At 69.8% G+C, this 23010-nt stretch carries 21 protein-coding genes; 17 read left to right on the top strand and 4 right to left on the bottom strand.

Annotation, left to right across the window (positions count from 1 at the left end; all coding sequences use genetic code 11):
* Nucleotides 1–2 precede the first annotated feature (2 nt).
* Entirely contained in the window at nucleotides 3–2294 is a 2292-nt protein-coding gene (locus RSP45_RS05175) for a glycosyl hydrolase family 28-related protein (protein WP_415393484.1), read from the top strand.
* Between the two features lie 59 nt (nucleotides 2295–2353).
* Here the strand turns inward: RSP45_RS05175 and RSP45_RS05170 are convergent, their stop codons facing one another.
* The gene (locus tag RSP45_RS05170; RefSeq protein WP_415393483.1) at nucleotides 2354–2881 is read right to left on the bottom strand and encodes a HugZ family protein; all 528 of its coding nucleotides are present in this window, start codon (nucleotides 2879–2881) and stop codon (nucleotides 2354–2356) included.
* Nucleotides 2882–3061: 180 nt separating this feature from the next.
* Between RSP45_RS05170 and acs the strand changes: the two genes are divergently transcribed.
* From acs to RSP45_RS05135, 7 genes are all read left to right on the top strand, one after another.
* A complete protein-coding gene (gene acs / locus RSP45_RS05165; RefSeq protein WP_415393482.1) occupies nucleotides 3062–5017 on the top strand; it encodes an acetate--CoA ligase in 1956 nt (651 codons plus the stop codon).
* Nucleotides 5018–5159: 142 nt separating this feature from the next.
* Nucleotides 5160–5468 (top strand): DUF485 domain-containing protein, encoded by a 309-nt coding sequence (locus RSP45_RS05160; protein WP_073062984.1) that lies wholly within the window; start codon nucleotides 5160–5162, stop codon nucleotides 5466–5468.
* The gene (locus tag RSP45_RS05155) at nucleotides 5468–7189 is read left to right on the top strand and encodes a cation acetate symporter (RefSeq protein WP_415393481.1); all 1722 of its coding nucleotides are present in this window, start codon (nucleotides 5468–5470) and stop codon (nucleotides 7187–7189) included. The genes RSP45_RS05160 and RSP45_RS05155 overlap by 1 nt, the downstream gene beginning before the upstream one ends.
* A gap of 53 nt (nucleotides 7190–7242) precedes the next feature.
* Nucleotides 7243–8694: a DUF294 nucleotidyltransferase-like domain-containing protein gene (locus tag RSP45_RS05150; protein WP_415393480.1), complete on the top strand. Its 1452-nt coding sequence runs from the start codon at nucleotides 7243–7245 to the stop codon at nucleotides 8692–8694.
* A gap of 32 nt (nucleotides 8695–8726) precedes the next feature.
* A complete protein-coding gene (locus RSP45_RS05145) occupies nucleotides 8727–9461 on the top strand; it encodes a sensor histidine kinase (RefSeq protein ID WP_415393479.1) in 735 nt (244 codons plus the stop codon).
* Nucleotides 9458–9823: a response regulator transcription factor gene (locus RSP45_RS05140; RefSeq protein ID WP_415393478.1), complete on the top strand. Its 366-nt coding sequence runs from the start codon at nucleotides 9458–9460 to the stop codon at nucleotides 9821–9823. Before RSP45_RS05145 ends, RSP45_RS05140 begins: the two co-directional genes overlap by 4 nt.
* On the top strand, nucleotides 9820–12039 hold the full coding sequence (locus tag RSP45_RS05135; RefSeq protein ID WP_415393477.1) for an exonuclease domain-containing protein: 2220 nt from the start codon (nucleotides 9820–9822) through the stop codon (nucleotides 12037–12039). Before RSP45_RS05140 ends, RSP45_RS05135 begins: the two co-directional genes overlap by 4 nt.
* Here the strand turns inward: RSP45_RS05135 and RSP45_RS05130 are convergent.
* The 3 genes from RSP45_RS05130 to trpA all read right to left on the bottom strand — a co-directional run bounded on the left by RSP45_RS05130 (nucleotide 12036) and on the right by trpA (nucleotide 14501).
* Nucleotides 12036–12521: a hypothetical protein gene (locus RSP45_RS05130; protein WP_415393476.1), complete on the bottom strand. Its 486-nt coding sequence runs from the start codon at nucleotides 12519–12521 to the stop codon at nucleotides 12036–12038. The two genes, RSP45_RS05135 and RSP45_RS05130, sit on opposite strands and share 4 nt — an antisense overlap.
* A 107-nt stretch (nucleotides 12522–12628) precedes the next feature.
* Complete coding sequence (locus RSP45_RS05125) at nucleotides 12629–13351, bottom strand: TerB family tellurite resistance protein (protein ID WP_415393475.1); 723 nt, start codon at nucleotides 13349–13351, stop codon at nucleotides 12629–12631.
* A gap of 304 nt (nucleotides 13352–13655) precedes the next feature.
* The gene (gene trpA, locus RSP45_RS05120) at nucleotides 13656–14501 is read right to left on the bottom strand and encodes a tryptophan synthase subunit alpha (protein ID WP_415393474.1); all 846 of its coding nucleotides are present in this window, start codon (nucleotides 14499–14501) and stop codon (nucleotides 13656–13658) included.
* Between the two features lie 150 nt (nucleotides 14502–14651).
* Here trpA and ychF point away from each other — a divergent pair, with 150 nt between their 5' ends.
* The 9 genes from ychF (at nucleotide 14652) to RSP45_RS05075 (ending at nucleotide 22941) form a co-directional block, all read left to right on the top strand.
* Complete coding sequence (gene ychF / locus RSP45_RS05115) at nucleotides 14652–15749, top strand: redox-regulated ATPase YchF (RefSeq protein WP_415393473.1); 1098 nt, start codon at nucleotides 14652–14654, stop codon at nucleotides 15747–15749.
* 120 nt (nucleotides 15750–15869) lie between these two features.
* A complete protein-coding gene (locus RSP45_RS05110; RefSeq protein ID WP_415393472.1) occupies nucleotides 15870–16631 on the top strand; it encodes a class I SAM-dependent methyltransferase in 762 nt (253 codons plus the stop codon).
* A gap of 245 nt (nucleotides 16632–16876) precedes the next feature.
* Nucleotides 16877–17224 carry a hexameric tyrosine-coordinated heme protein gene (locus tag RSP45_RS05105; RefSeq protein WP_415393471.1) on the top strand — a complete coding sequence of 116 codons (348 nt, stop codon included), beginning with the start codon at nucleotides 16877–16879 and terminating at the stop codon, nucleotides 17222–17224.
* A gap of 12 nt (nucleotides 17225–17236) precedes the next feature.
* Nucleotides 17237–17590 (top strand): carboxymuconolactone decarboxylase family protein, encoded by a 354-nt coding sequence (locus RSP45_RS05100; protein ID WP_415393470.1) that lies wholly within the window; start codon nucleotides 17237–17239, stop codon nucleotides 17588–17590.
* Nucleotides 17587–17949, top strand: a complete 363-nt coding sequence (locus RSP45_RS05095; protein ID WP_415393469.1) for a DUF488 domain-containing protein — start codon at nucleotides 17587–17589, stop codon at nucleotides 17947–17949. The genes RSP45_RS05100 and RSP45_RS05095 overlap by 4 nt, the downstream gene beginning before the upstream one ends.
* Before the next feature lie 182 nt (nucleotides 17950–18131).
* Nucleotides 18132–19346, top strand: a complete 1215-nt coding sequence (locus tag RSP45_RS05090; protein ID WP_415393468.1) for a polyheme membrane-associated cytochrome C — start codon at nucleotides 18132–18134, stop codon at nucleotides 19344–19346.
* Between the two features lie 102 nt (nucleotides 19347–19448).
* Nucleotides 19449–20213 carry an RNA methyltransferase gene (locus RSP45_RS05085; protein ID WP_415393467.1) on the top strand — a complete coding sequence of 255 codons (765 nt, stop codon included), beginning with the start codon at nucleotides 19449–19451 and terminating at the stop codon, nucleotides 20211–20213.
* Between the two features lie 89 nt (nucleotides 20214–20302).
* Nucleotides 20303–21448, top strand: a complete 1146-nt coding sequence (gene ctaA, locus RSP45_RS05080) for a heme A synthase (RefSeq protein WP_415393466.1) — start codon at nucleotides 20303–20305, stop codon at nucleotides 21446–21448.
* 17 nt (nucleotides 21449–21465) lie between these two features.
* Nucleotides 21466–22941: a carboxypeptidase M32 gene (locus RSP45_RS05075; RefSeq protein ID WP_415393465.1), complete on the top strand. Its 1476-nt coding sequence runs from the start codon at nucleotides 21466–21468 to the stop codon at nucleotides 22939–22941.
* Nucleotides 22942–23010: the final 69 nt, after the last annotated feature.

Genomic DNA, 23010 nt, shown 5'->3' with positions numbered 1-23010 from the left:
GCATGAACATCGCCATCACATCGGGGTTGCAGCTGATGCCGCCGGGGTTCGCCGCGGGGCTGGCGGCCTGGTCGCAAGAGGACGGGCGGTCGGGCCAGACCACCTGGGCCAGCGCCGCCAACGCGGCCATCGTCCCGGCCGATCAGGATTTCGGTGCCTGCCTGGAAATCGTCAAGCAGGCGAACGAGACCCGCATCCGCTTTACCGGGGAAACTCCGATCCTGCCGGGGACCTATCTGCGGGTCTCGGCGCGGGTCAAGGCGGTGGCGGGGAACCTGCCCTCGGTCCGCATCGCGGGCTGGCCGGGGAACGCGCAGCGCCAGCGGGTGAACGGGGTCACCGTCACCGGCCCGGTGGTGGCGCTGCCGGGGCACGGGCAGGTGGTCGAGGTCTCGGCCATCGTCGGCACCTCGGCCCGGCCGGGGGTGCATATGGGCTGGGGGCCGACGGCGGTGTTCGGCCATCTGGGGCTGGACATCACCGGCCCGAATGGCGGCGCCGTCCGTATCGAGAGCATCCGCATCGAGGACATCACCGCCGCCTTTGTCCCCGCGATGATCGACTGGGTGGATGTGCGCGACTATGGCGCAAAAGGCGACGGGGTGACCGACGACCGCGCGGCGTTCCAGCTGGCCGACGCGGCGGCGGCGGGCGGGCAGGTGCTGGTGCCGGCAGGCAGCTATTACATCGGCGGCAACCTGACCATGAACGAGCCGGTGCGCTTCGTTGGCACGCTGGTGATGCCCCGCACCGCCCGGCTGGGGCTGCGGCGCAATTTCGACCTGCCCTCCTACGCCGATGCCTTCGGGGACGAGACCGAGGGGATGAAGCGCGGGTTGCAGGCGCTGCTGGATTACAGCGACCACAACATCTTCGACCTGTGCGGCCGCAAGGTCGACCTGACCGAGCCGCTGGTGATCGGCGACATCATCCCCGGGCTGACGCAGTTTTCCGCCCGCCGCGTCATCGCCAACGGCCAGATCGCCATCGTGGACGGCCCCGCCTGGGAAACCGGCACGCTCACCGCCACCGCCACCTATGACCCCGAGCGCCCGCTGGAGCTGCGCGCCGTGGGCCAGATCGCCGCGATCGAGGTCGGCTCGCGCATCTCGGGCCCGGGAGTCGGGCGCGAGATCTATGTGCGCGACAAGAACATCGCCACCGGCACGCTGACCCTGTCGCAGGCGCTCTATGGCGGCGCCGGCACCCGCAGCTATACGTTCGAGCGCTACCGCTACGCCTTCGATTTCTCGACCGTGCCGCAGGTCGACCGCTTCTATTTCATGAACGTGGATTTCGGGCTGGACGGGCGGGCCAGCGGGGTGATGCTGCCGCCGCAGGGTGAGCTGTGGTCGTTCCGCGACTGTTTCATGACAAGGCCCAAGGACCGCGGCATCACCTCGATCGGCGAGGCGTGCCAGGGGATGCTGATCGACCGCTGCGAGTTCATGTCCCACGACATGGGCCAGCCGGTGCAAAGCCGCACCAGCGTCTGCCTGAACGTCAACGCCAACGACGTGAAGATCCGCGACAACCGCTTTGTGCGCTTCGGGCATTTCTGCGTGGCGGCGGGGACCGGGCACCTGGTTTCCGGCAACCACTGGTTCCAGGGCGACAGCCAGAACACCGGGCTGCGCAGCGCCGGGCTGGTGCTGACCGGGCGCAATGCCCAGGTGACGATTACGGGCAACTATATCGACAACGCCAGCATCGAATGGACGAACGAGCACCACCCGGTGCCGAACTCGTCGGGCCAGCCGCCGTTCGGGGGGGTGACGATGACCGGCAACACCTTCCTGTGCTCGCACACGGTGGCCAGCTTTTCGTGGATCGTCATCAAGCCCTTTGGCACCAACCACTGGCTGCACGGCTTGACGGTGATGGGCAACGTGTTCAAGTCGCTTTACGCGCAGATCGACCGGGTCGAGCGGGTGGACACCAGCTTTGCCAATCTGGACGTGGCGCGGATGCGCAACGTCCGGTTCGAGGGCAACACCTTCAGCGGCGTCCGCACCCCCACCGCCAACCCGCTGACCGTCAGCCACCGCCAGAACACCGCCGCCGCGCGCTGGGTGGTGGGAACGGGCGGCGCGCTGCCGTTCAGCGCGCAGGCGCTGCGGGTGGAATCGGTGGTGGCCGAGGGCGCGGTGACCACCGCCAGCGGCGCCCGCAACACCGACCTGCCCTCGGTCACCGCGGCGCAGGGGACGGCGAAAGACCAGCTCTATCTGGATTTCTCGCAGGCGGTGCGCGGCGCCATGGCGCTGAAGATCCGCATGGATCAGGCGGAATGACCCGCGTTCCGCGCTGAACATCCTGCCCGGCAGCCTTGTGCTGCCGGGGCTTTTTCGCGTCAGCTCAGATCGGCCGGGCCCAGCTGATAGGCCCGGCCGAAACCTGCGTTCAGCAGCCCGCCGCGGGGTTGCAGCCGCCACAGCCGGAAATCCGGCAGCCGCGCATAGACCGCTGCCTTGGGGTCGCGGGCCAGCCAGTCCGCGCGCAGGGTGGCGTCTTCGGCGGGGTCCCGCAGCTCTTGCGCCTCGACCTGCAGCGACAACCGCGCCCGCGCCAGGGCGATGCCGCGCGCATCCGGTGCGGCAGGGGCGTCGATCAGCAGCGCTGCGCGCGGGTCGCGGCGCAGCGCGGCGGTGTGCAGTGCCAGCCCCGACAACATCGCCCACAGCCCCCCGGCAGCATCCCGCTGCACCGCGATCCGCGACGTCATCGGCCAGCCCTGCGCGTCCAGAACCGCCAACACCGCGCTGTCTGCCGCCCGCAGGATCGCCTCTGCCTGCGCGCGGGCGGGGTCGTCGGCGGGACGATGCGGGCCGGTTGGCGGGTTCTCGCCGGTTTTGCCCGCGACAAATTGCCCAATTCCCATGATTATGTCCCCGAAACCGATGGTTTTTTACAGTATACGCAAGAAACAGGGTTTATTTTGCAATTTTTGCATATGACAACCGCGCCGGGCGCTTCTAGGCTCCGTCCTATCGTCGGCCGCTTGTGCCGGCGGTTCGCGGCGTTGAGGATCGCTGCGGTTCTGGACGGCTAGGGAGGTTATATGTCTGTCGCACCAGTGGCCAAGCACCCTGTTCCCGAAGGCTATGAAAAGGCTCATGTGACGCCCGAATCCTATCGTGCGCTCTATCAGGAATCCCTGTCCGACCCCGACGGGTTCTGGGGTCGCGAGGGGCGGCGGCTGGACTGGATCAAGCCCTATACAAGGGTGAAGAACACCGATTTCATGATGGGTCAGGTCTCGATCAAGTGGTACGAGGACGGGATCCTGAACGTCTGCGTGAACTGCGTGGACCGGCACCTGCCCAAGCGCGCCAACCAGACCGCGATCATCTGGGAACCCGACGATCCCGACACCCCCGCCCGCCACATCACCTATGCCGAGCTGTCGGAAAAGGTGAACCGGATGGCGAACGTGCTGCTGAGCCAGGGGGTGATGCGCGGCGACCGGGTGGTGATCTACTTGCCGATGATCCCCGAGGCCGCCTATGCGATGCTGGCCTGCGCGCGGATCGGGGCGATCCATTCCATCGTCTTTGCCGGGTTCTCGCCCGATGCGCTGGCCAACCGGATCAACGACTGCGGCGCCAAGCTGCTGATCACCGCCGACACCGCCCCGCGCGGCGGCCGCCGCACCGCGCTGAAATCCAACGCCGATGCGGCGCTGCTGCATTGCTCGGACAGGGTGCGCTGCCTGGTGGTCAAGCACACCGGCGACCAGACCACCTGGGTGCAGGGCCGCGACGTGGACGTGCTGGCGCTGATGGAACACGCCAGCCCCGACTGCCCGCCGCGCCCGATGGGGGCCGAGGATCCGCTGTTCATCCTGTATACCTCGGGCTCGACCGGCAAGCCCAAGGGCGTGGTCCACAGCTCGGGCGGCTATCTGGTCTATGCGTCGCTGACGCATCAGAACACCTTCGACTATCAGGACGGCGACGTGTTCTGGTGCACCGCCGACGTGGGCTGGGTCACCGGCCACAGCTATATCGTCTATGGGCCGCTGGCCAACGGCGCCACCACCATCATGTTCGAGGGCGTGCCGAACTATCCCGACCCCGGCCGCTTCTGGGCAGTGTGCGAAAAGCACAAGGTGACGCAGTTCTATACCGCGCCCACCGCGATCCGCAGCCTGATCAGCCAGGGCACCGAATGGGTCGAGAAATACGACCTGTCCAGCCTGCGGGTGCTGGGCTCGGTCGGCGAGCCGATCAACCCCGAGGCGTGGAACTGGTACGACAAGCACATCGGCAAGGGCCGATGCCCGATCGTGGACACGTTCTGGCAGACCGAGAACGGCGGCCACATGATCACTTCGCTGCCCTATGCGATCGAGACCAAGCCCGGCTCGGCGACGCTGCCCTGCTTCGGGGTGCGCCCCGAGGTGCTGGACCCGACCACCGGCGCCGTGATCGAGGGCAACGGGGTCGAGGGCGTGCTGTGCTTCGCCGACAGCTGGCCGGGGCAGATGCGCACGCTGTGGGGCGACCACCAGCGTTTCGAGGAAGCGTATTTCCAGCAATATCCCGGCTATTACTTCACCGGCGACGGCTGCCGCCGCGACGAGGACGGGTATTACTGGATCACCGGCCGGGTGGATGACGTGATCAACGTCTCGGGGCACCGCATGGGCACCGCCGAGATCGAAAGCGCGCTGGTCGCCCATCCCAAGGTGGCCGAGGCCGCGGTCGTGGGCTATCCGCACGACCTCAAGGGGCAGGGCATCTACGCCTATGTCACGGTGATGAACGGGGTCGAGCCCTCGGACGAGCTGCGCAAGGAGCTGGAGACCTGGGTCCGCACCGAGATCGGCCCCATCGCCAGGCCCGACCTGATCCAGTGGGCGCCGGGGATGCCCAAGACCCGCTCGGGCAAGATCATGCGCCGGATCCTGCGCAAGATCGCCGAAAACGACTATGGCAGCCTGGGCGACATCTCGACGCTGGCCGACCCGGGCGTGGTCGACGAGCTGATCGAAAACCGCATGAACCGCGGATAGCCCCGACAAGCGCAGCGCCGGCCGGATCGAGGAGGTCCGGCCGGCCACCGGCGAGCTGGCCGGATCCGTGACGGGCCCCCGTGGCCGCGCCGCGCGGGCAGATTGTCAAAGAATATCATTTTACTCGTGGGAGGATTTCTCCATGCAGGACTCGATGCTCGAACGTATCGCTTCCGACCCGAACTATCAGGAGCTGCGACAGAAACGGCTGCGATTTGGCTGGCGGCTGACCATTGCGATGCTGGTCGTCTATTACGGCTTCATCACGCTGATCGCCTTCAGCAAGGAAACGCTGGCTGCGCGCATCGGCGACGGCGTCATGACCTGGGGGATCCCGATCGGCTTCGGCGTGATCCTGTTCACCATCGTCATCACCGGGGTCTATGTCGCCCGCGCCAACAGCGAATACGACGACCTGAACGAGCGGATCAAGCGGGAGGCGCTGAAATGATGCCGGGACTTTCCATGGGCCGCTTCCTGGGCCTGTCCACGCTGCTGCTGGTGCCCTCGCTGGTCGTCGCCGCCCCCGCGCTGGAAGGCGAGATCCAGAAACAGGCGACCAACTGGACCGCGATCGGGATGTTCGCGATCTTCGTGGCGGCGACCCTGTTCATCACCAAATGGGCCGCCTCGCGCACCAAGTCGGCGGCGGATTTCTATACCGCCGGCGGCGGCATCACCGGGTTCCAGAACGGGCTGGCGATCGCCGGCGACTACATGTCCGCGGCCTCGTTCCTGGGGATCTCGGCGGCGGTGATGTCGAACGGCTATGACGGGCTGATCTATTCGATCGGCTTCCTGGTCGGGTGGCCGATCCTGACCTTCCTGATGGCCGAGCGCCTGCGCAACCTGGGCAAGTTCACCTTTGCCGACGTGGCCTCGTTCCGCTTTGCCCAGACCCCGGTGCGGGTGTTCGCCGCCAGCTCGACGCTGGTGGTGGTGGCCTTCTACCTGATCGCGCAGATGGTCGGCGCCGGGCAGCTGATCAAGCTGCTGTTCGGGCTGGAGTACTGGATGGCGGTGGTCATCGTCGGCGCGCTGATGATGGTCTATGTGCTGTTCGGCGGCATGACCGCCACCACCTGGGTGCAGATCATCAAGGCCTGCCTGCTGCTGGGCGGCGCCTCGTTCATGGCGTTCATGGTGATGATGTCGGTGGGCTTCAGCCCCGAGCGGCTGTTCGCCGGTGCGGTGCAGATCAAGACCGACCTGGCGCTGGGCGCCGGCCAGACCCCGGAACAGGCGGCGGTCGCCGGCCAGTCGATTATGGGGCCGGGCAACTTCATCAAGGATCCGATCTCGGCCATCAGCTTCGGCATGGCGCTGATGTTCGGCACCGCCGGGCTGCCGCATATCCTGATGCGCTTCTTCACCGTCCCCAGCGCGAAAGAGGCGCGCAAGTCGGTGATGTGGGCGACCGTCTGGATCGGCTATTTCTACCTGCTGACCTTTATCATCGGCTTTGGCGCCATCCTGTTCGTGCTGACCAACCCCGAGTTTCTTGAGGCGGACGGCGGGCTGATCGGCGGCGTCAACATGGCGGCGGTGCATCTGGCCGACGCGGTGGGCGGCAACATCTTCCTGGGCTTCATGTCGGCGGTGGCGTTTGCGACCATCCTTGCGGTGGTGGCGGGGCTGACGCTGTCGGGGGCCTCGGCGGTGTCGCACGACATCTATTCCAGCGTGCTGCGCAAGGGGAACGCCGACAGCGCCACGGAACTGCGGGTGTCGCGGATCACCACGATCGCGCTGGGAATCATCGCCGTGATCCTGGGGATCGCCTTCGAAAAGCAGAACATCGCCTTCATGGTGTCGCTGGCCTTTGCGGTGGCGGCCTCGGCGAACTTCCCGGTGCTGTTCCTGTCGATCCTGTGGAAGGACATGACCACCCGCGGCGCGGTGATCGGCGGCTTCCTGGGGCTGATCTCGTCGGTGCTGCTGACCGTGCTGTCGCCTTCGGTGTGGGAGGCCACGCTGGGCAACCCGGCCGGGTCCGCGCCCTTCCCCTATACCTCGCCCGCGCTCTTCTCGATGACTCTGGCGTTCCTGGGGATCTGGCTGTTCTCGGTTACCGACAAGAGCCGGCGCGCCGCGGTCGACCGCGCGGGCTTCCTGGCGCAGCAGGTCCGGTCCGAGACCGGGATCGGCGCCGCCGCGGCCTCGGCGCATTGACGCCTGCGGGGCTCAGGGAAAACGACGGTGCGGCCGGGCCTTCGGGTCCGGCCGTGCCGCTGGCGTCTGGCGGCGGCGACCATGCCCGGCGCGAGACGCTGACGCTGATCACTTCGCGCGTGGGGGACGCGCCGGTGCGCAAGCCGTTCTTTCTGGACGCGGGCACCGACATCGTCAGCGCCTGCCGGCAGATGGCGGCGGCCGGCGTCACCGACGTGCTGGTGCAGGACGGCGGCGCGGCGGGGGACCGGCTGGGCATCTTCACCACCACCAACCTGCGCGACGTGCTGCTGATGGACCGCCCGCCCGCGTCCATCACCCTGCGCGAGGTCGCGGCCTTTCCCGCCATCACCATCGAGCGCGGCGCCGAGCTGTTCGAGGCGATGATCCTGATGCTGCGCCACGGCGTCCACCGGCTGGTGGTCTGCGAGCGCGGGCAGGTGGCGGGGGTGCTGCGGCAGCTGGACCTAATGGGGTTCCTGGCCAACCATTCGCATCTGATCGCGCTCGAGGCGGCCGAGGCCGGCAGCGTCGCGGCGCTGAAACGCGCCGCCGACCAGATCGCGCCGCTGGTCGCGGTGCTGCATCAGGACGGGGTGCGCATCGAGGTCATCGCCAGGCTGGTGGGCGAGTTGAACCGCACCGTGTTCCGCCGCCTGTGGGAACTGGTGGCCCCCGAGAGCTTGCGCGAGAACTCCTGCCTGATCGTGATGGGCAGCGAGGGGCGCGGCGAACAGATCATGCGCACCGATCAGGACAACGGCCTGATCCTGCGCGACGGCGTGGCGCCTGAAATCGCGGCCGCCGCCACCGCCGCATTCACCGCCGCGCTGGTCGATTTCGGCTATCCGCCGTGCCCCGGCGGCATCATGGCCAGCCGCCCGGACTGGTGCCGGCCGGTGGCCGGGTTCCGCCGCGCCATCGGGCAATGGGTGCATGGCGACGACCCCGAGGGGCCGATGAAGCTGGCGATCTTCATGGATGCGCTGGCGGTGTCGGGCGATGCGGAGCTGCTGGCCGGCCTGCGCGCGCATCTGGCGCGGCTGATGTCGGACAGCGACGCCTATCTGGCGCGGTTCGCGGGGTCGGTGAACAGTTTCTCGCAGGATCGCAGCTGGTGGTCGCGGCTGCCGGGGATGACCGGGCGCGGCTCGGCCGAGATCGACATCAAGAAGCTGGGGATCTTTCCCATCGTGCAGGGCGCGCGGGCGCTGGCCCTGAAATACCGGGTGTCGGACCTGCCCACCACCGCCCGGCTGGCGGCGCTGGCGCAGGCGCGGCGGATCACGCCTGCGCAGGCCCGCGACCTGTCGGATGCGCTGCATTTCCTGATGGGGGTCAAGCTCGACAGCAACCTGCGCCAGATCGAGAACGGCCGCGCCCCCGACAACCTGATCCGGCTGGACGCGCTGGGGGCCTTGGACCGCGAGGGGCTGAAGGAGGCGCTGGCCATCGTGCGCGGTTTCCGCGACTGGATCACCCAGCATTTCCGGTTGCAGACATGATCGGGCGCGGCGGTCCCCCGGCGCCCGGCGCCATGGAAGCGCCGCATGACGACGAGGTGTTGGCCGCTGCCGTCCACGAATTGCGCACGCCGCTGACCGCGATCCGGGCGCTGGCCGAACTGATGCAGGACAGCCCCGACATGGACCCTGCCGAGCGCGAGGGCTTTCTGTCGATCATCGCCGATGAGGCGGCGCGGCTGGGGCGGCTGGTGGACGGCATCCTCGACGCCGCCCGGCTGGGCACTGCATTTGCCGAATGTGAGATGGCGGCGCTGGACCCGGCTGCGCTGCTGCGCGACGCGGCGGCGGTGGTGCGGCCGCTGCTGGCGGCGCGGGGGGTGGCGCTGGAGCTCGATCTTGCGCCGGTGCCGGTGATGCGCGGCGACCGCGACCGGCTGTTGCAGGTGGCGCTGAACCTGCTGTCCAACGCCGCCAAGTTCGCGCCTGAGGGCCGCGGCCGCATCACCGCCGCGCTGCATCCCGTGCCCGCGGGAATCGAGATCTCCGTCACCGACAACGGCCCCGGCATCCCCGAGGGCGAGGCCGAGGCGATCTTTCGCCCCTGGCACCAGTCCGGCGCGCCGGGCGCGCGCCCCAAGGGCAGCGGGCTGGGCCTGCCGCTGGCCCGCAGCATCGTCGCCCGCCACGGCGGCCGCATCGTCGCCGGACCCGCGCCGGACGGCGGCGCGCGCTTCGTCGTCACCCTGCCGCTGGACCCGGGCCCGGCAGGCGACGCTGCGGCAGGCGGAAAGGAGGAGACCCCATGACCCACACCGTGCTGATCGCCGACGACGAGCCGAACATCGTTGTCTCGCTGGAGTTCCTGCTGAAACGCGAGGGCCACCGCGTGCTGATCGCCCGCGACGGCGCCGAGGCGCTGGCGATGATCCGCGCCGAGCGCCCGCGGCTGGTGCTGCTGGACGCGATGATGCCCGGCCTGTCCGGCTTCGACCTGTGCGAGACGCTGCGCAGCGACCCCGCGCTGGCGGGCACCTGCATCGTCATGCTGACCGCCCGTTCGCGCGAGGCCGATCAGGCCCGCGCCATGGGGGCGGGGGCGGACGCCTTTGTCGCCAAGCCGTTCTCGACCCGCGATCTCGCGGCCCGCATCCGGGGGCTGCTGGCATGAAGCCCGGGCGGCTCGCACCCCTGATCGCGCCGGGGGTGGCGCTGGGGCTGTGGTCGCTGGGGGGCGCGGTGGTGTTCCTGTCGGTGCTGGGACCGCGGGGGGCGGCGCTGCGCCAGGCAGTGTTCCAGGCGCTGGAAGCGACCTGGATGGTGATGTTCCTGTGGTGGCTGGGGGCGGCGGTGCTGCTGGGGTGGCTCGCGCAGCGCGCCCGCCACCGGCTGATCGTCGCGCCCCAGCGCCTGCTGGGCGCGATGCGCATCGCCGCCGCCGATGAGACGATGGATTCCGTCCCCGACATCGCCCACACCCCCGAAACCCAGGCGCTGGCGCAGGAAATCGACCGGCTGCTGGGCCAGCGCCGGGCGCTGGCGTCCTACATGGCGCGGCTGGTCGCCGACGCCAGCCGCAGCGTCGCCGAGCAGCGCGACCAGCTGGCGGCGCTGATGACCGAGCTCGATCACGCGGTGGTGGTCTGCAACCGCGAGGGGCGGATCCTGCTTTACAACGGCCGGATGCGGGCGCTGGCGCGGCGGATCTCCGGGCGCGGCGGCGGCGACAGCGCGGGGGCAGAGCTGATCGGGCTGGGCCGCTCGATCCACGCGCTGATCGACAAGGCGGCGTTGGACCACGCGCTGGACCGGGTCGAGGCCCGCATCGCCCGCGGCGCCGACGGCAGCGCGGCGGCCGCGCAATTCGTCACCGCCTCGGACGCCGGGCATCTGCTGCGCGCCAGCGTGGCGCCGGTGCGGCGCACCGATTTCGCCGAGATGGGGGGCGAGGCCGACGACAGCGACGGGAGCGACCCCGAGGCGCTGACCGGGTTCCTGCTGATGCTCGACGACATCACCGAGGATCACGAGCGCCAGACCCGCCGCGACCGCGCCCTGCAGGACATGTATGAACGCAGCCGCGCCGCGGTCGCCAACATGCAGGCGGCGCTGGACATGCTGGAATATCCCGACCTTGGTGCCGCCGACCACGACCGCTTCCTGTCGGTGATCCGCGACGAGGTGGCGGCCATGCACCGGCGGCTGCTGGCGGACGAGGAGGCGGCGGCGCAGGACATCGGCTCGCGCTGGCCGCTGCACGACATGCTGGGCACCGACCTGCTGGCGGCGGCGGTGCGCCGGCTGGCCGCCACCGCGGGCGCGCCGATCACCACCCAGCCGATGGCGCAGGACCTGTGGCTGCGCATCGACAGCTTCGGGCTGATCGGGGCGCTGGACCATCTGGCGCGCCGCATCCTGGCGCTGCACCCCGACCCGGTGCTGTGGCTGCGGCTGACCCCGGCGGGGCCGCGGGCGCATCTGGACCTGGGCTGGGTCGCCGATGGCCCGGCGCTGGACCCGCGCGACTATTCGGCGCTGCCCGACGAGCCGATGGCGCAGCCGGTGGCCGGGGCGCTGAGCGTGCGCGAGGTGGTGGACCGCCACGGCGGCGAGATCTGGCTGGAGCGCGAGCGCGACGGTTTCGGGGGCAGTGGCGGCGGGCGGTTCTTCCGGCTGCTGCTGCCCCGCGCCACCGCCGACACCGCGCCCCCCGAATCCGCCATCGGCAGCCGCCCCGAGTTCTACGACTTCGGCCTGTTCGCCGCCGGCCACGCCAGCGCCGACGACAACCGCAAGCTGTCGGAACTGGCCTTCACTGTCTTTGACTGCGAGATGACCGGCCTCGACCCCGCCGGCGGCGACGAGATCATCCAGATCGGGGCGCTGCGTATCGTCAACACCCGCATCCTGCGCGGCGAGACCATCGACCAGCTGGTCGACCCGCAGCGCTCGATCCCCGAGGCGGGCATCGCCATCCACCACATCACCCCGCAGATGGTCCGCGGCCAGCCCGCCATCGCCGAGGTGCTGCCGGTGTTCCACCGCTTTGCCGCCGACAGCGTGCTGGTCGGCCACAACATCGCCTTTGACATGCGGTTCCTGAAGCTGAAGGAAGCCGCGACCGGGCTGCGCTTCGACCATCCGCTGCTGGATACGCTGCTGCTGTCCAGCGTGCTGCACCCGGCCGAGGACAGCCATTCGCTGGAGGCCGTGGCCGCGCGGCTGGGGGTGGAGATCGGCGCCCGCCACACCGCGCTGGGCGACGCCATCGCCACCGCCGAGGTGTTCGTGCGCATGATCCCGCTGCTGGCCCGGCAGGGGATCGAGACGCTGGGGCAGGCGCGGGCGGCCTCGGACCGCTCGCAATTCGCGCGGCTGCGCTATTAAAGCTCGATCTGCGGCAGCAGCGGCGGCGGGCTGGGCGGGTCGGACAGCGGCGGATGCCCGGGCGGCAGCACGCCGGGGCTGCGCGGCATCAGGTTTTCCACCGGCGGCGGCGGCGGTGCGCCCGGCTTGCGGCGGATCAGGATGTCGCCGTTCGCCAGCCGTTCGGGCGGCAGCTCGTAATTGCCGATGTCGTCCATCAGCCGCCCGAGGTCGTCGAGCATGGGGCGGTAGTCCTCCATCAGCCCGCCCATGTCCTCGGCCAGCCCCTCCAGATGCGGCTGCGCGCGGTCGAAAAGCTCCATCAGGAAGCCCTCGAGCACGCTTCCGGCGGGGGCCTCGTCGGAGGGCGCCCCGGGCGCGGGATCATCCGCGCGCGGCATCTGGAAGGGCGTCTCGGGGGCTTGCTGCGCGGCGGCGGGCAGGGCGGACAGCGCCAGTGCGAGGGCCAGTGCGAGGGCCGTGGCCAGGGTGAAACGGGACATCGGCACTCCTGCAACCGGAAAACGGGACGGGCCGCGGGGCCCGGTTCCCAAGGAACACCCTGAGCAGATGGGAGTTCCGCCGCGGGCGGTCAACCGGAGTGGGGGGCTCAGCCGAACTCGGCGCGATAGGCGGCCCAGGCGGCGTTGATCGCGCGGGTGCGCGATTCCGCCAGCCGCACCGCCTCGGGCGGCAGGCCGTGGGCCTGCGCGCGGTCGGGGTGGTTCTCGAAGATCAGCCGGCGATAGCGTTCGCGCGCCATCTCCAGCGGCGTGCCGGGGGTCAGCCCCAGAACCTCGCAGGGCAGGCAGCGGTGGTCGGGCACGCGACGGGCGCGGATCGCCGCATGGTCGCGCGGGGTGATGCCGAAGATGCGCGCCACCTCGTCCAGGAACACCCGCTCGGCCTCCAGCAGCCGCGGCTGGTCGCCGGCGGTGGCGATGACGTAAAGCCCGTCCAGCACGTCGACCAGCACCGGGTCGCCGGGGGGAAACAGCCGCGCCAGCCGTTCCGCCCACAGCTCGAACCCGGCCACGTCCTGGCGGGCAAGGTCGAAGACCCGCGCGGCGTGGCGTTCCTCGGACCGCGGGATCTTGAAGATGCGGCGGAAGGCGGCGACCTCGTCGCGGGTGACGCGGCCGTCGGCCTTGGCCATCTTGGCCCCCAGCGCGATCACCCCGATGGTGAAGGCGACCGAGCGTTCCGGCGGCACCGCGGCCCGCCGCGCCCCGATCAGCGCCGCCAGGCGATCGCCGATTCGCTGCCAGAACCCGCGGGGCGGGGGCAGCTGCGGCGCCGGGGTGCCGATATGGGCGTGGGTCGGATCGTCCATGCGCGCCAACCTATCCGACCGGGGCGGTGCGCGAAAGAAGAACCCTCGGGTTTGGTGGGGCGAAGCGCGGGGTTCGCGATCACAAGACGGACAGCTTGCCGTGCCTGCCGGTGGAAGCGGCGCAGGGCAGGGGCGCTGCGCCCGTCGCGCCTTGCGCGACTCCCCCGGGGTAGTTGGGCAAGGAAGAAACACCGGCACCACGGGCATTTGGCCGAGTGCTGGCTGCGGCCGGGCTTCGGGCGGTCTTAAATATCCCGGGGTCCGGGGCAGCGCCCCGGTTCGGCCGCGCCGCCGGGACCGCGCGTCAGGCCCGGCGCACGCCCTCGGCCAGGCTGCGCACGAAGCCCAGCACCTGATCCACCGGCTTGCCCTCGGCGATCTGGCGCACGATGGCAGAGCCCACCACGCAGCCATCCGCCACCGCCGCCACCGCCTGCGCGGAATCGGGGGTCGAGATGCCGAAGCCCACCACCACCGGCAGGCCCGAGGCGTTGCGGATGCGCGCCACCTCGGGGGCGACCTCGGCCGCGTCGGCGGCGGGGCCGCCGGTGATCCCGGTCACGCTGACGTAATAGACGAAACCGCTGGTGTTCTGCACCACCGCCGGCAGGCGCCGGTCGTCGGTGGTGGGCGTCGCCAGCCGGATGAAGCTGATCCCGGCCTCTGCGGCGGGGATGCAGAGCTCGGCGTCCTCCTCGGGGGGCAGGTCGACGACGATCAGCCCGTCCACCCCGGCCTCGGCCGCATCCGCCAGGAACTGCGCCACCCCGCCCGCGCGCGCATAGATCGGGTTGTAATAGCCCATCAGCACGATCGGGGTGTCGTCGTCGTGCTGCCGGAACTCGCGCACCATTCCCAGCACCCCGGTGGCCGACCCGCCCGCGGCCAGCGCCCGTTGCCCCGCCGCCTGGATCGTCGGCCCGTCGGCCATCGGATCGGTGAAGGGCATCCCCAGCTCGATGATGTCGACGCCCGCGCCCGGCAGCCCGCGCAGCACCTGCATCGAGGTTTCCCGGTCGGGGTCGTAGCCCATGGTATAGGTGGCGAACGCCTTGCGGTTTTCGCGGCCCAGCCGCTGGAACAGCCGGTCGATGCGCGTGCTGGGGCGGGTGGTGGGGCGGGTGATGGTGCGCGCGGTCGCGTCGGTCATGGGCGGGGCCTTTCCTGCATAGGGAAATCCTTAGCCGGGCCACGGCGAAAGGGAAAGATGCGCGGGGCGCCGCTCCCGCTTTACCCGCCCCCGCTTTACCCGGCCCCGCCCGTGACCTAGAACCCCGGCGAAACCGGGAAAGGATGCAAGATGGGCTTTCGCATGGGGATCGTCGGGCTGCCGAATGTCGGCAAGTCCACGCTGTTCAACGCGCTGACACGCACCGCCGCCGCGCAGGCCGCGAACTTCCCCTTCTGCACGATCGAGCCCAACGTGGGCGAGGTCGCGGTCCCCGACCCGCGGCTGGACCAGCTGGCCGAGATCGCCGGATCTAAGCAGATCATCCCGACCCGGATCACCTTTGTCGACATCGCAGGCCTGGTGAAGGGTGCCAGCCGCGGCGAGGGTCTGGGCAACCAGTTCCTGGCAAATATCCGCGAGGTCGACGCCATCGCCCATGTGCTGCGCTGTTTCGAGGACGGCGACATCACCCATGTCGAAGGCCGCGTCGACCCGGTGGCGGATGCCGAGACCATCGAGACCGAGCTGATGATCGCCGATCTCGAATCGATCGAGCGGCGGCGGGCCAACCTGTTGCGTAAGCTCAAGGGCGGCGACAAGGAGGCCGCGGACCAGGACCGGCTGCTGAAACTGGCGCAAGAGGCGCTCGAGGCCGGGCGCCCGGCCCGCAACGTTGCGGTGGCCGAGGACGACCGCCGCGCCTGGGGAATGCTGCAGCTGCTGACCGCGAAGCCGGTTCTTTACGTCTGCAACGTCGCCGAGGTGGATGCCGCCACCGGCAACGACCAGACAAGTGCCGTGGCCGAGATGGCGCGCGCGCAGGGGGCGGGGCATGTGGTGATCTCGGCCCGGATCGAGGAAGAGATCAGCCAGCTGCCCGAGGACGAGGCGCAGCTGTTCCTGTCGGAAATGGGGCTGGAGGAGGCCGGGCTCGACCGGCTGATCCGCGCCGGCTACGAGCTGCTGGGCCTGCAGACCTATTTCACCGTCGGTCCGAAAGAGGCCCGCGCCTGGACCATCACCCGCGGCACCCTGGCCCCGCAGGCGGCCGGCGTGATCCACGGCGATTTCGAAAAGGGCTTCATCCGCGCCGAAACCATCGCCTTTGACGATTACGTCGCGGGCAAGGGCGAGGCCGGCGCCCGCGAGGCCGGCAAGTTCCGCGTCGAGGGCAAGACCTATGAGGTCAAGGACGGCGACGTGCTGCATTTCCTGTTCAACGCCTGACCTTAAAAGCCATTCAGGAGAGCCCCGGAGATTCCGGGGTTTTCGTTTCCGGTGAAATGTCCGGGCTGCGAGGCGGCAGAGGACGCTTTTCCCCGGGCGCCGGATTTTCAAGGGCAGCACATGCACAACCGTTACGGAAAACTCGCCGCCTGGGTTTACAACCTGGACAAGCCCGTCGGCCGCTCTTTCGGTGACGTCGAGTTTTATCGCCGCCGCCTGGAACGCTGCGACGGCCCGATTCTGGAACCGGCGGTCGGCAACGGGCGGATGCTGGTTCCGCTGCTTGAATCGGGGCTGCGCGTCGAGGGGTTCGACAGCTCGGACGAGATGCTGGCCTATTGCGAAGCCGAGTGCCGGCAGCGCGGGCTGGAGGCGGGGCTGAGCCGGCAGAGCTTTGAGGATTTCAGCTATGAAACGCGGTTCTCTGCCATCATCCTGCCGGCAGGGTCTTTCCAGCTGATTACCGATGGCACTGCGGCCGCCGCGGTGCTGCGGCGGTTCCACGACCATCTTGCCCCCGGCGGGCGCCTGATTGTCGATCTCGACCCGATCGGCAGTTTCCTTGCGGGCGGCACATCGGTGCGCAGCTGGGTGACCGGGGACGGCGATCTTCTGACCCTGAACGACCAGCATGTCGAAACCTGCTACATCGCCCAGACCACGCTGTCCCATCTGCGTTACGAGCATTGGCGCGAGGGCAGCCTGGTCCGCAGCGAGCTCGACCTGTTCAAGCTGCGCTGGTGGGGTGTCGACGAGTTTTCCATGGCGCTGCGGGCGGCGGGTTTTGCCGAGGTGGAGGTCTCGGGCAATTACGAACACGGGCGCGCGCCACGGGAGGGCGATGCCATCATCAGCTTTGAGGCCACGCGCGGGGCAGGGTGAGAGCGCGGGGCGTTCCGGCTGACCGCCTGTTGTTTGGGGGCGCCCCTGCGAGGTATCTCAATCGTCATTCGGCAGCGGGATTTCCGGGTGTCCGAGCGTTCTTTGGATATTTGGACAAGGAAGAATGGCACAGGCCGGTCCCCGGCAGGCGATTGGTTTGGCGGGATGGAACGAAAGCGCGGCTCTGACGTTTCCGTGAGCGGGGGATATCCCCTGTTTTTCCCGGAAAAAAAAGGAGCCCACTCATGCGCAAGTTCCTGACCATGCTTGCGGTGTCCTCGGCCTTTGCGCTGCCGGTGGCGGCGCAGGACGCCGCCCCGCCCGCGACCGATGCCGTCCCCATGGCCCCCGATGCGGCCGCTGCCGCGGCCCCCTGGCTGACCAGCCTGATCACCGAGACCCCGCAGGCGGGGTTCGACCTTGCGGTCACCATGGCGCGCAAGGCGGTCACCACCACCCAGACCGACAAGGACACGCTGCACAAGCTGCGCCCGAACTACGCCCATGACCCGCAAAGCCTGATCGGGGTGTCGGGGGTGGCCGCGACCTGGTTTGCCACCATCGCCGCCGCCAACGATTACTGGCGCCAGTAAGGGGACGCGGCCATGTCGGATATCCATTTCCCGAAATCCACCCCCGACATCGCCCGCCGCCGGCATGAGCTGGCCCCGGCGATGGACGACGCCTTCAAGGCGTTCTCGCAGGCGGTGTTTGCCGATGGCGCGCTGGACAAGCGCACCAAGCAGCTGATCGCGGTGGCGGTCGCCCATGTCACCCAATGCCCCTGGTGCATCGAGGGCCACGTCAAGGGCGCCCGCCACGCCGGCGCCACCGACGCTCAGATCATGGAGGCGATCTGGGTCGCGGCCGAGATGCGCGCAGGCGCGGCGTTCGCGCATTCGATCAAGTCGCTCGACCTGCTGGGGCCCGCACAGGGGCAGGGACAGGAGGGCGGATGAGCGCGCGCCCCGCCATCCATCTGGCGCGGGCCTGGGACGGGCCCGGGGCGATGGTGGGCGCGCGGCTGCTGGTCGACCGGGTGTGGCCGCGCGGGGTGGCCAAGGACGAGTTGCGGCTGGACGGCTGGCTGCGCGACATCGCCCCCAGCAGCGCGCTGCGCAAGTGGTTCGGCCACGACCCCGCCCGCTGGGACGAGTTCCGCGACCGCTACCGGGCCGAGCTGGACCGGAACCCCGACGCCGTGGCGCAGGCGCTGGACTGGTGCCGCAAGGGGCCGGTGACGCTGATCTTTGGCGCGAAGGATCGCGACCGCAACCAGGCGGTGGTGCTGCGCGACTATCTGGCCGGGCGGCTGTAGCGGCGGGGTTTTCCGGCGCGGGCTGCCGGGGTTGCGGGCCGCCTGCGGCAACTTGTCGGCGTGCGGGGGGCGGCCCTACGGCCTTAGGCTGAAAGGCGGAAAGCCACGTCACGCACGTCTGCTGTTCGCATCCAGCCAGTGTCGCCGCATCCCGGGACCCGCCAGATCAAGAAGGAAGACCAATGACCAAGCCAGATCCCGCGCCTCGTCAGGGGGTGCTGCCACGCCTGCGTTCGCTGCCGTTGCTGGCGCTGATCCTGTGGGGCGCCGCCATCCCCGCCGCCGTCCCCGCCGCCGCCCAGGCCCCCGCCGCCAAGCCCGAGCCGCCCGCGGCCGCGCAGCCCGCCGCCCCGGCAGCCGAGCCCGCCGGGGCCGCGCCGCAGATGATGCCGGTCGAGCGGGTGCCGTTCTATCACGACTGGGCGCAATCGCCGCACGCCAAGGCCGATGCGCAGGCCTTCAACAACTGGAACGAGCAGGGCGAGATCCCGGAAGCCTGCGCGCGCTGCCACTCGACGCCCGGGTTCCTCGACTATATCGGCGCCGACGGCAGCGCCCCGGGGGTGGTCGACAAGAAGGCGCCGACCGGCTCGCTGATCGGCTGTTCGGCCTGCCACAACGAGACCACGCGGATGATGACCTCGGTCACCTTCCCCTCGACCCTGCGGGTGGAAAACCTCGGCGCCGATGCGCGCTGCATGACCTGCCACCAGGGCCGCACCGCCGGCGCCACGGTGGACGCCGCCGTCGCCGGGCGCGACGAGGACACGGTGGTCCCCGAGCTCGAGTTCATCAACGTCCATTATCGCGCTGCGGGCGCCACGCTGATGGGCACGCTGGCCCGTGGCGGCTATGAATACCCGGGCCGCGCCTATGCCTCGGCGCGCAACCACCCCGGCCCGTTCAACAGCTGCACCACCTGCCACGAGCTGCATACGGTGGCGCCGAAATCCGAACCCTGCGCCGCCTGCCACGACGGGGTGAGCAACCGCGAATCGCTGGCCTCGATCCGCAAGGGCAAGATCGACTTCGACGGCAACGGCAACGTGACCGAAGGCATCGCGGTTGAGATCGCCACCCTGCACGAGCGCCTGCTGGCTGCGATCCGCGCCTATGCCGTCGACACCGCCGGGGCGCCGATCGGCTATGACGGCCATGCGCATCCGTATTTCTTCAACGACAGCGACGGCGACGGCGCGATCAGCGAGGCCGAGGCGCAGGGGACGAACAAATACGCCTCGTGGACGCCGCGGCTGCTCAAGGCGGCCTACAACTATCAGTTCGTGGCCAAGGACCCCGGCGCCTATGCCCATAACGCGCCCTATGTCATCCAGCTGATGCACGATTCGCTGGCCGACCTGGCCGAGGCGAATGTCGCGGGGCTGACCCGGCCCTGAGCTTTCCCCGGCCTTGCTGTGCGCCCGGCCGCGCCACCGCGCGCGGCCGGGTTTGCGTTTCCGCCGCTTGCCTGCCGCCCCGGCGCGCGCTAGGGCGCAGCCATGTCGGACACCCCCTCACTCGCCCCCTTGCAGCCGGTCGTGATCCTCGTGCGGCCGCAGATGGGGGAAAACATCGGCGCCGCCGCCCGCGCCATGCTGAACTTTGGCCTGACCGAGATGCGGCTGGTGGCGCCGCGCGACGGCTGGCCGAACCCGCGCGCGGTGGCGATGGCCTCGGGCGCGGCGGGGCAGGTGCTGGACCGGGCACGGGTGTTTCCGACGCTGGCCGAGGCGATGGAGGATATCCACCACGCCTATGCCACCACCGCCCGCGGGCGCGAGCTGACCAAGACCGTCCACACCCCCGCCAGCGCCATGGCCGAGGCGCGACAGATCGCCGCCGGGGGCCGCCGCGTGGCGCTGATCTTTGGCCCCGAACGCGCCGGGCTGGAAAACGACGACGTGGCGCGCGCCAGCGCGGTGGTGACCGTGCCGGTGAACCCGGAGTTCCCCTCGCTCAACCTCGCGCAGGCGGTGCTGCTGCTGGGCTATGAATGGGCGCGCGAGGCGCTGCCCTCGCAGCCCGCGCCGCCCGGCCGGCGCCCGCCCGGTGAAACCCCCGCCACGCGGCTGGAGATCGAGCGGCTGGCCGACCACTGGGAGGAGCGGCTGGAGGCGGCGCGGTTCTTTTTCCCGCCCGACAAGGGGGCCTCGATGCGGCTGGCGCTGCGCAACCTGTGGTCGCGGATGCCCCTGATGCGGGCGGATGTGCAGATCCTGCACGGGGTGGTGCGGCAGCTGACCTGGAAGCCGCGCGACGATTGACCTTTGGCGCCGTCGCCGCCAATGTCCGGCCGCGGTTGCGCCACTGCGGCAGCCGCGCTTTCGCGCCCCTAACTCCGAAAGGCCCCGCCATGGCCAAGCGCCCGATCTTTCAAGAGGTGTCGAGCCAAACCCCGCCGGCACAACCGCCCGCGGGCGGCATGATCGACGCCCGCCCCAAGGGCGCGCGCGGCGCGATCCGCATCTGGCTGGTGGCGCTGTTCGTGATGGTCGCCGCGATGATCGCGCTGGGCGGTGCCACCCGGCTGACCGGCTCGGGGCTGTCGATCACGGAATGGAAGCCGGTCACCGGCGCGCTGCCCCCCAGCGGCCAGGCCGCATGGGAGGCCGAGTTCGCCAAATACCAGGCGATCCCGCAGTTCCAGGTGGACAACCCCACCATGGACCTGGCCGGGTTCAAGCGCATCTACTGGTGGGAATGGGCGCATCGGCAGCTGGGCCGTGCGGTCGGGCTGGTCTGGGCGCTGGGGTTCCTGTTCTTCTGGGCCTCGGGGCGGATGCCCGCGGGCTGGGCGCCGCGGCTGCTGGTGCTGGGGGCGCTGGGCGGGCTGCAGGGCGCGGTCGGCTGGTGGATGGTCAGTTCCGGGCTGGTCGAGGGGATGACGGCGGTGGCGTCCTACCGGCTGGCGGTGCATCTGGGGCTGGCCTTTGCCATCCTCGGGCTGATCGCCTGGCAGGTGCTGCAGCTGTCGCGCCCGGAATCGCAGCTGCTGCGCGCCCGCCGGGCCGGCGAGCCCAAGCTGTTTTCCATGGCCACCGGGCTGATGCATCTGGCCTTCGTGCAGATCCTGCTGGGGGCGCTGGTCGCCGGCATCGACGCCGGACGGCAGTATACCGGCTGGCCGAAAATGGGTGGCGAATGGATCCCGGCGGCGATCTGGGACGTCGGGCTGGGCTGGCGCAACTTCTTCGAAAACGCTGCCACGGTGCAGTTCACCCATCGCATGGTCGGCTATCTGCTGGCGGTGTTCGCGGTGGTGGTGTGGCTGCGCGCCCGCCGCTCGCCCCACCCGGTCACGCGGGGCGCGTTCACCGCGATGATCGCCGCCGTGGGCTTGCAGATCGCGCTGGGGATCGTCACCGTGATCCATGGCGCGCCCCTGGGCGAGGCGCTGGCCCACCAGTTCGGCGCGGTGGCGCTGTTCGTCCTGATCATCCGCGCCCGCCATCACGCGCGCTATCCTTTTGAAACCAGCGTCCGGGGGACGATCCGATGATTTCCGCAAATGCCGCGATGAACGAGCTGCTGGAATACCAGCGCCAGACCGAGGCGCTGTCGTCGGTGGCCGAGCGGCTGGTCTGGGACCAGGAAACCGTGATGCCACGCGGCGCCACCGAGCAGCGCGCCGAGGAAACCGCCGCGATGGAGGCGATGCTGCACGAGCGCCGCACCGATCCGCGCATCGGCGAGTGGCTGGACATCGCGGTGCCGCAATCGCCCTCTGAAGAACGCATCCTGGCGCTGATCGCCCGCGACTATGCCCGCGCCGGCGCGGTGCCGGCGCAGCTGGCCACCGAGATCGCCCGCCAGACCAGCCTGGGGCAGGGGATCTGGGCGGCGGCGCGCGCCAACGAGGCGCCCGAGGATTTCATGCCGCTGCTGGATCAGATCCTCAGCCTCAAGCAGGACGAGGCCCATGCGCTGGTCGCCGCCGGCTTCGGCAACGGCGACCCCTATGACGCGCTCCTGGACGATTACGAGCCCGGCGCCACCCAGTCCCAGATCGCCGGGCTGTTCGAGACCATGCGCCCGCGGCTGGTCGCGCTGCGCGAGGCGGTGCTGGACGCCGACGGCCAGCCCGAGCCGCTGCGCGGCCGTTTCGCGCAGGAAGCGCAGCTGCGGCTGGCCCGGGCCTGCGCCACCGGCTTCGGCTATGACTGGACCCGCGGGCGGATGGATATTGCCGTGCACCCGTTTTCCAGCGGTCGCTGGCAGGACAGCCGCATCACCACCCGCATCGTCGAGGCCGACCCCTTCAACTGCATCTACTCGACCATCCACGAGGTCGGGCATTCCAGCTACGAACAGGGCATCGACCAGGACCACGCCTTCACGCCGCTGGGCCGCGGCGTCTCGATGGGCGTCCACGAAAGCCAGAGCCGCATCTACGAAAACCAGCTGGGCCGTAGCCGCGCCTTTACCGGCTGGCTGTACGCGCGCATGGGCGACATGGTGGGCGGGCTGTCGATTGCCGACGCGGACGAGTTCTACCGCACCGTGAACCGCGTCACCCCCGGCTATATCCGCACCGAGGCCGACGAGGTGCAGTACAACCTGCATATCCTGATGCGCTTCGACCTGGAGCGCGAGCTGATCGCCGGGCGCCTGTCCACCGACGACCTGGAAGAGGCGTGGAACGCCCGCTTCCTGCGCGATTTCGGGGTGGGGGTCGACAAACCCTCGAACGGGGTGCTGCAGGATGTGCACTGGTCGGTGGGGCTGTTCGGCTATTTCCCCACCTATGCGCTGGGCAACGTCTATGCCGGTGCCCTGCACCGGGCGCTGCGGGCGGCGGTCCCCGATCTTGACGACAGCCTCGAGGACGGCGACGCCACCCCGGCGGCCGAGTGGCTGCGCGAGAACGTCCACCGCCACGGCGCGCTGTTCGAGCCGGGCGAGCTGATCGAAAGCGCCGTCGGCGGCCCGGTCACCCCCGAGCCGCTGCTGGCCTATCTGGAAGAGAAGTTCGGCGCGATCTACGATCTTTGATCGGCGCGGGTGATGGGGGCGCTGCCCCCGTCGCCCTGACGGGCGACTCCCCCGGGATATTTTCATGAT

This window comes from Paracoccus sp. SJTW-4, from assembly GCF_047716885.1.
Classification (GTDB): Bacteria; Pseudomonadota; Alphaproteobacteria; order Rhodobacterales; family Rhodobacteraceae; genus Paracoccus; species Paracoccus solventivorans.
The sequence above is the reverse complement of the archived record's forward strand: the minus strand, read 5'-3'. Positions and strand labels throughout refer to the sequence as shown.

Excerpts from the sequence above, each read along its gene's own strand:
- RSP45_RS05095 (WP_415393469.1), top strand. The coding sequence starts at position 17,587 with ATGAGCGCGCGCCCCGCCATCCATCTGGCGCGGGCCTGGGACGGGCCC.
- RSP45_RS05125 (WP_415393475.1), bottom strand. The coding sequence starts at position 13,351 with ATGGACGATCCGACCCACGCCCATATCGGCACCCCGGCGCCGCAGCTG.
- RSP45_RS05135 (WP_415393477.1), top strand. The coding sequence starts at position 9,820 with ATGAAGCCCGGGCGGCTCGCACCCCTGATCGCGCCGGGGGTGGCGCTG.
- RSP45_RS05155 (WP_415393481.1), top strand. The coding sequence starts at position 5,468 with ATGCCGGGACTTTCCATGGGCCGCTTCCTGGGCCTGTCCACGCTGCTG.
- RSP45_RS05170 (WP_415393483.1), bottom strand. The coding sequence starts at position 2,881 with ATGGGAATTGGGCAATTTGTCGCGGGCAAAACCGGCGAGAACCCGCCA.
- RSP45_RS05075 (WP_415393465.1), top strand. The coding sequence starts at position 21,466 with ATGAACGAGCTGCTGGAATACCAGCGCCAGACCGAGGCGCTGTCGTCG.
- trpA (WP_415393474.1), bottom strand. The coding sequence starts at position 14,501 with ATGACCGACGCGACCGCGCGCACCATCACCCGCCCCACCACCCGCCCC.
- RSP45_RS05110 (WP_415393472.1), top strand. The coding sequence starts at position 15,870 with ATGCACAACCGTTACGGAAAACTCGCCGCCTGGGTTTACAACCTGGAC.
- RSP45_RS05140 (WP_415393478.1), top strand. The coding sequence starts at position 9,458 with ATGACCCACACCGTGCTGATCGCCGACGACGAGCCGAACATCGTTGTC.
- RSP45_RS05160 (WP_073062984.1), top strand. The coding sequence starts at position 5,160 with ATGCAGGACTCGATGCTCGAACGTATCGCTTCCGACCCGAACTATCAG.
- RSP45_RS05100 (WP_415393470.1), top strand. The coding sequence starts at position 17,237 with ATGTCGGATATCCATTTCCCGAAATCCACCCCCGACATCGCCCGCCGC.
- RSP45_RS05175 (WP_415393484.1), top strand. The coding sequence starts at position 3 with ATGAACATCGCCATCACATCGGGGTTGCAGCTGATGCCGCCGGGGTTC.
- ychF (WP_415393473.1), top strand. The coding sequence starts at position 14,652 with ATGGGCTTTCGCATGGGGATCGTCGGGCTGCCGAATGTCGGCAAGTCC.
- RSP45_RS05130 (WP_415393476.1), bottom strand. The coding sequence starts at position 12,521 with ATGTCCCGTTTCACCCTGGCCACGGCCCTCGCACTGGCCCTCGCACTG.
- ctaA (WP_415393466.1), top strand. The coding sequence starts at position 20,303 with ATGGCCAAGCGCCCGATCTTTCAAGAGGTGTCGAGCCAAACCCCGCCG.
- RSP45_RS05145 (WP_415393479.1), top strand. The coding sequence starts at position 8,727 with ATGGAAGCGCCGCATGACGACGAGGTGTTGGCCGCTGCCGTCCACGAA.
- acs (WP_415393482.1), top strand. The coding sequence starts at position 3,062 with ATGTCTGTCGCACCAGTGGCCAAGCACCCTGTTCCCGAAGGCTATGAA.
- RSP45_RS05105 (WP_415393471.1), top strand. The coding sequence starts at position 16,877 with ATGCGCAAGTTCCTGACCATGCTTGCGGTGTCCTCGGCCTTTGCGCTG.
- RSP45_RS05085 (WP_415393467.1), top strand. The coding sequence starts at position 19,449 with ATGTCGGACACCCCCTCACTCGCCCCCTTGCAGCCGGTCGTGATCCTC.
- RSP45_RS05090 (WP_415393468.1), top strand. The coding sequence starts at position 18,132 with ATGACCAAGCCAGATCCCGCGCCTCGTCAGGGGGTGCTGCCACGCCTG.